Genomic DNA, 6,270 nt, shown 5'->3' with positions numbered 1-6,270 from the left:
GAGTGACCTCCATAAGATGGATAAATCTTTTACAGAATGGGATTAGCCATCAACACGTTTTGTCCTATAACCCTCTAATCCCCTTAGTAGTATATACATCAACAACGAAAGTCCTGGCGTATGTCAGGGCTTTTGTTGTTGTCTGTGCCCGGCATCAGATAGAAAAATTAGAAGCTGCCTTTGGCAGCTTCTATAGGTGTCTGATTATAGAATAATGATTTGGTTAATTCGTAGTGTTTCCATCAGAGCCGGTACCGGAACTTCCACCGCCGGTTCCTGTACCACCACCGGTTCCTGTATTGCCGCCGGTTCCTGTACCACCACCGGTTCCTGTATTGCTGCCGGTTCCTGTACCACCATTGGTTCCGGTATCACCACCGGTATTTGTACTGGTTCCGGTATTACCATGATCTGGTGTAGTATTATCCCCACCACCGGTAAGACTTCCACTGGTTGGATTAGAAGTATCTGTTGTATTAGTAGATGGTGTGGAAGGCTGTGTAACAGAACTTGAAGTGTGTACGTTACAGGTGCTGTTGGATAATTCATCTGTCATAAGATATGGAGAATCATCCGTACCTTCAGAACCGCCAACGATATAGATACCGGTCTGTTTTGTTTCTTCCGGACAATATTCATTTGCAAGCATTCCGGAGGAAGTACAGATTGTTGCACTGACATGATGGTCACATACTTCTGTTGGAACTGTGCCGGTTGCAAAATATTCTGTTTCAACCATGCTGCCACGCGGATCACAGTCACATAAACCTTCTACGGCAAGTTTTCCGGATTTCTTACATACGACAGCAGAAGTAATTCCGCTTGGCATAGTAAAGTCTTTATATTCCAGATTTTCATGAACACGGGACATAACTGCTTTCCAGATTAACTTTGGATATCTGGTGCTGGAAAGTTCGCTGTTATCATCATATCCGCCCCATACACCACAGGTATAATATGGTGTGTATCCTATGAAAAGAGCATCGCGGTCAGAGGTTGTAGTACCTGTTTTACCGGCAATCGGCATAGAACCGAAGTTAACGATTGTACCGGTACCGGAGGTCACAACATCTTCCATGGCATTGGTTAAGAGCCATGCAGTGGTGTCCTTTAATACAGTATGGGTCTGCGGAGTATTGTCAATTAAAACATTTCCGTCATGGTCTAAAATCTTGGTATAGAATCTTGGTTTGGTATAAGTACCGCCATTTGCAACGGTTGCATAGGCGGCAGTTAATTCTAAGTTGGTAACACCTTTATAGATACCTCCAAGGCAGAGAGCCTGATTATTATCATGTTCGGCATCTAAGGTGGTAAATCCAAAATTCTGTAAATAACTGTAACCTAAATCGGTACTGATATCGGTGAGGGTCTTAACTGTTACAATATTGATGGAGTGGCAGATTGCTTCTCTTAAAGTAGTAAATCCGCGATACTGGCCATCGTAGTTACGAAGAGAACGTCCATTGGTATAAGAATAAGGAGCATCATCTTCTACAGAAGCTAAGGTCATTCCGCCACTGTCAAGAGCAGGTGCATAAGCAGCTAAAATCTTGAAGGTGGAACCCGGCTGTCTGGTGGTATCAGAAGCCCGGTTTAAGGTTTTGTTTGCGGTTTTATCACCACGGCCACCAACTAATGCTTTCACTTCACCGGTAGCCTGATCCATCAGTGTAAGGGAAGCCTGTGGCTGAATCGTAAAGGTAACGGATTCGCCGCTGCCCGGGATGGTATCTCCCTCTTCCATAATATCTGCTTTATACTGGTCAATGGCAGCCTGGGCATCTTCTTTGGAACTGAAGTTGATGTTGTAGCTGTTATTACCGGTTTTTTCACGATAGTAGGTGAGCATGGTCTGTTCACTGTAATTCTGCCGTGTACCATCGGCTTTCTGGATGGAAAGACGGTAGGAGAAAGAATATTCCACCTGACCATTGTAGTTATCTAAGTTATTGACTTCATCATCACAAATCTGCTGGAGATTAGTATTCTGGGTGGAGTAAATGGTAAGACCACCACCATAGAGTGCATTGAAAGCCTGTGTCTCGGTATAACCTAATTCATTGATTAAGTCATCCATTACCTGGTCGGTAAGGGTATCCACAAAGTAGGAGTTGACATTTGCAGTAGAAGAAGTGCTGTTATCTACAATCTGAATACGGTCGTAGACATTATCTTCTAATGCTTCGTCGTGTTCTTCCTGCGAAATATAACCCTGGTCTAACATATTGTCTAAGACCTCTTTACGGCGGGATGCGTTGTTGTCTGGGTTAGTAATCGGATTATACTTTGTCGGACTCTTGGTAATCGCTGCAATTACTGCACACTCAGAAAGTGTTAAGTCAGATACATCTTTGTTAAAATATCGTTTGGATGCAGCCTGGACACCAAGGGTATTCTGACCAAGGTTAATGGTGTTTAAGTAATTTTCCAGAATCCAGTTCTTAGATTCTCTTTTTTCAAGCTGTATAGCCAGATACTGTTCCTGTATTTTACGCTCAAACTTATCAGCCATACTGTCTTCGCTTGTCCAGTCGGTGAAGACGTTGTTTTTCAGAAGCTGCTGTGTAATTGTGCTGGCTCCCTGATGAAAATGAAAACCGGATGCAATGCCTTTGAAGCCGGCACGGATGATTCCTTTGATATCAATTCCGTTGTGATCGTAAAAACGTTCATCTTCGATGGCTACGAATGCATGCTGAAGATTAATCGGCATCTTGTCAATGGTTACCGGGTCACGATTTGTACCGGAAGTAACCAGAGTGGCAATTTCATTACCCTCATCGTCAAGAACGGTAGAGAGCTGTCCGGTAGGACTTGCATCAATATCATCTATATCTGGTGCAGAATCAATGATTCCTTTGAAGATTCCGATTCCTGCACAAATACCGACGACAGCTGCTAAGAAAAAGCAGATCAGTAGAGTCTTGCAGAAAATTACGGAAAACTTCTTACGGACCATAGTACCTTTGGAAGTGAGCTCTTTTTCCTTCCTGGCGGTACTCTTCTTTCCATAATTCATAATGTGCCTCCTTTGGATTAATAACATTATTTTCTTATTATAGCAAAAAGATACCATATAATAAAGAAAAAAGTAAAAACGCAAGGTTTTGATAAGAAATTCTTAAGGTTTCCTTGCAGGAAAAATGGAAATCATGCTACAATAAGGAAACGAAAAAAGAGGCAGGAGCAATGCAATATGTCAGAAGTTTCAAACGGAAAAGTAATATATGAAGGCGGCAGTGGTGAGATTGAAGAGAAAAAATCGCGGTTTATTGCAAATATTGCACCAGTTACCACAGAAGAGGAAGCGGTAGCATATATCAATGCTATGAAGAAAAAATACTGGGATGCAAGACATAACTGCTCCGCATTTATAATAGGAAGAAATCAGGAGCTGACCCGCTGCTCGGATGACGGAGAACCTTCCGGCACAGCAGGCCGTCCGATGTTAGACGTACTTTTACGGGAGGGCATCCGGGATGTAGTGGTAGTAGTAACCCGGTATTTTGGTGGAACACTTCTGGGAACCGGTGGACTGGTGCGTGCTTATCAGGGTGCTGTACAGGAGGGCTTAAAGAATTGTACCATCATTGAAAAGAGACCGGGAAAGCGTCTTAAGATAAGTACGGATTATACAGGACTTGGCAAGATACAGTATCTTCTAGCAGAACAGGGCGTTACGATTATGGATACCGAATATGCAGAAGGTGTGGAACTGGATGCAGCAGTACCGTTAGAACAGTGTCTGGAATTAGAAAAGAAACTTACGGATTCCACCAGTGGAAAGGCAAAGCTGATGTGGGAAGAGACCATTGAATTTGCAGATTTAAACGGTACAATCAAGGTTTTTTGATGACCTGTAAAAACTTTTTGCAAAAAATCGAAAAAAAATCGAAAAAGTGCTTGACGAATGGAATGTTTTCATGTAGAATACCCATTGTTGACACAACAAAGGGCTATCGCCAAACGGTAAGGCAACGGACTCTGACTCCGTCATTTCAAGGTTCGAATCCTTGTAGCCCTGCTCATGAAAACACCACAGCAGCGTGGTGTTTTTTTACTTTACAGGAAATTGCTTTCCTGTAAAGTAAAAAACGATCCGCGAGGATGCGCACCGCGGCATATAAGGTAGATGTCGCAAGCAGCTGCCGCAGGCGCGAGAATGTGCCCAGGCACATTCTTTTTAATAGCCAGGCATTTACAAGGAGGACACATCTATGTATTCCATGAAAAGCAGAGTAAGATATAGTGAAACAGACAGCGGACAGAAGATGACATTTCAGGCATTGACTAATTATCTGCAGGATTGTTGTATATTCCAGTCAGAGGATCTTGGAATTGGCGTGGACTATTTGAAGGAGCATGCACAGGCATGGTTTTTGGCATCCTGGCAGATTGTGGTAGAACGGCTGCCGGTTCTTGGAGAAAAAATAACAGTAAAGACCTGGCCATATAACTTTAAAGGTTTTTATGGTTATCGTAATTTTACCATAGAGGATGCTGAGGGAAAAATCTGTGCTTATGCGGATTCCCAGTGGATTTTTATGGATTTAAAGAGGGAAAGACCGGCACGGATTTCTGATAAGATGTTAGAAGAATATCAGATGGAAGAGCCTTTCAAAATGGACTATGCGGACAGAAAGATAAAACTTCCGGAGAAAATGCAGGAAAAGGAAAGCTTTCAGATTCGCCCGGAGCAGATTGATACCAATCATCATGTAAATAATGAACAGTATATTGCCATGGCAAAGAATTATCTGCCTGAGAATTTTAATATCCATAAAATGCGGGCAGAATACCGGAAAGCAGCAGTATTAGGAGACAAGGTATTCCCATTTGTATATGCAGATGATAAAATGTATCTGGTATCACTGGCGGATGAAGAGCAGAAGCCATATGCCATTGTAGAATTTGAACAATAGAAAGCAGGAAAATATGAATCTTGGAGAAAAACAGGAACTGACAGCAGTAAAGAAAGTTGAATTTGGAATGTATCTGGCAGAAAATCCGGAGGATGAGACCAGAGTGCTTTTGCCGGCAAAACAGGTGCCGGAGGGACTTTGCATTGGAGATAAAGTAGAAATCTTTTTATACCGGGATTCCAAAGATCGCCTGATTGCAACCACCCATGAACCGAAATTGGTACTGGGACAGCTTGCAGTGCTTCCGGTATTGGAAGTTGGTAAAATAGGAGCATTTTTAGACTGGGGACTGGAAAAGGATTTATTCCTTCCTTATAAGGAGATGACCCGCAAGGTAAATGCCGGGGATGAAGTCATGGTAACTTTATATATTGATAAGAGCCGCAGACTTTGTGCCAGCATGAAGAATCTTTATGACCTTTTAAGTAAAGATTCTCCATATAAAGCAGGGGATGAAGTAGAAGCAAGAATCTATGAATTCAGTGATAATTTTGGAACCTTTGCAGCGGTGGATGATAAATATTCTGCAATGATTTCCAAGCATGAGGACAGCAGCCATCTTCGGATAGGGGATGTAATTGCTGCCAGGGTAGTCAATGTAAAACCGGATGGCAAACTGGATATTACCCTTCGGGAAAAAGCTTACCTTCAGATGGACCGCGATGCACAGAAGGTAATGGAAGTGATAGATTCCTATGCCGGTGTACTGCCATTTACAGAAAAGGCATCACCGGAAGTAATCATGAGGGAAACCGGACTTAGCAAGGCAGCATTCAAGCGTGCTATAGGCAGACTCTATAAGGAGAGAAAGATAACCCTCAGCGAGCATGCAATCCGTAAAAACAGTTAATTTACGCGAGCAGCCAGAAAAACCGCATGTTTGCATGCAGATTTGGCGAGCACCGCGAATAGTTATTATTTAAATAAAGAAAGAAGGAACGAGACATGAAGAAAGTAATCGCAACAGAAAAAGCACCGGCAGCAATCGGACCATATTCACAGGCAATTGAAGTAAATGGAATGGTATATACTTCTGGTATTATTCCCGTTGTACCGGCAACCGGCGAGGTTCCGGAAGGCTCGGTAGCACAGGCAAAACAGGCACTGACCAATCTTTCCAATCTTTTAGAAGCAGCAGGCACAAATATGGACAAAGTGGTTAAGACAACTGTATTCATCAAAGAGATGAATGATTTCGCAGCAATTAATGAGGTTTATAAGACATTCTTTACCACCGATTTCCCGGCAAGAAGCTGCGTAGAAGTAGCACGTCTTCCAAAAGACGTTATGCTTGAAATCGAAGCAATCGCAATGAAATAAGACAAGGAAACATAGAAAAAGACCG

The 6,270-nt window shown here is 42.6% G+C and carries 5 protein-coding genes and 1 tRNA gene; 5 read left to right on the top strand and 1 reads right to left on the bottom strand.

From position 1 onward, the window contains the following. Positions 1 to 223 precede the first annotated feature (223 nt). Positions 224 to 3,022 (bottom strand): transglycosylase domain-containing protein, encoded by a 2,799-nt coding sequence (locus tag OCV43_RS12800; RefSeq protein WP_262624274.1) that lies wholly within the window; start codon positions 3,020 to 3,022, stop codon positions 224 to 226. Between the two features lie 177 nt (positions 3,023 to 3,199). Here OCV43_RS12800 and OCV43_RS12795 point away from each other — a divergent pair, with 177 nt between their 5' ends. The 5 genes from OCV43_RS12795 to OCV43_RS12775 all read left to right on the top strand — a co-directional run bounded on the left by OCV43_RS12795 (position 3,200) and on the right by OCV43_RS12775 (position 6,245). Beyond that, entirely contained in the window at positions 3,200 to 3,856 is a 657-nt protein-coding gene (locus OCV43_RS12795; protein WP_022243572.1) for a YigZ family protein, read from the top strand. A gap of 99 nt (positions 3,857 to 3,955) precedes the next feature. Beyond that, positions 3,956 to 4,027 (top strand) — tRNA-Gln (locus OCV43_RS12790). Positions 4,028 to 4,220: 193 nt separating this feature from the next. Next, positions 4,221 to 4,925, top strand: a complete 705-nt coding sequence (locus tag OCV43_RS12785) for an acyl-[acyl-carrier-protein] thioesterase (protein ID WP_262624272.1) — start codon at positions 4,221 to 4,223, stop codon at positions 4,923 to 4,925. A 13-nt stretch (positions 4,926 to 4,938) separates the two neighbouring features. Then, positions 4,939 to 5,775, top strand: coding sequence for a CvfB family protein (locus tag OCV43_RS12780; RefSeq protein ID WP_262624271.1), 837 nt, complete (start codon positions 4,939 to 4,941; stop codon positions 5,773 to 5,775). Positions 5,776 to 5,870: 95 nt separating this feature from the next. After that, on the top strand, positions 5,871 to 6,245 hold the full coding sequence (locus OCV43_RS12775) for a RidA family protein (RefSeq protein WP_262624270.1): 375 nt from the start codon (positions 5,871 to 5,873) through the stop codon (positions 6,243 to 6,245). Positions 6,246 to 6,270 lie beyond the last annotated feature (25 nt).

This window comes from Roseburia amylophila (genome assembly GCF_025567465.1).
In the GTDB taxonomy this organism is placed as follows: domain Bacteria; phylum Bacillota; class Clostridia; order Lachnospirales; family Lachnospiraceae; genus Roseburia_C; species Roseburia_C amylophila.
Note: the sequence above shows the minus strand (reverse complement) of the source record. Positions and strands in the feature narration are given on the sequence as shown.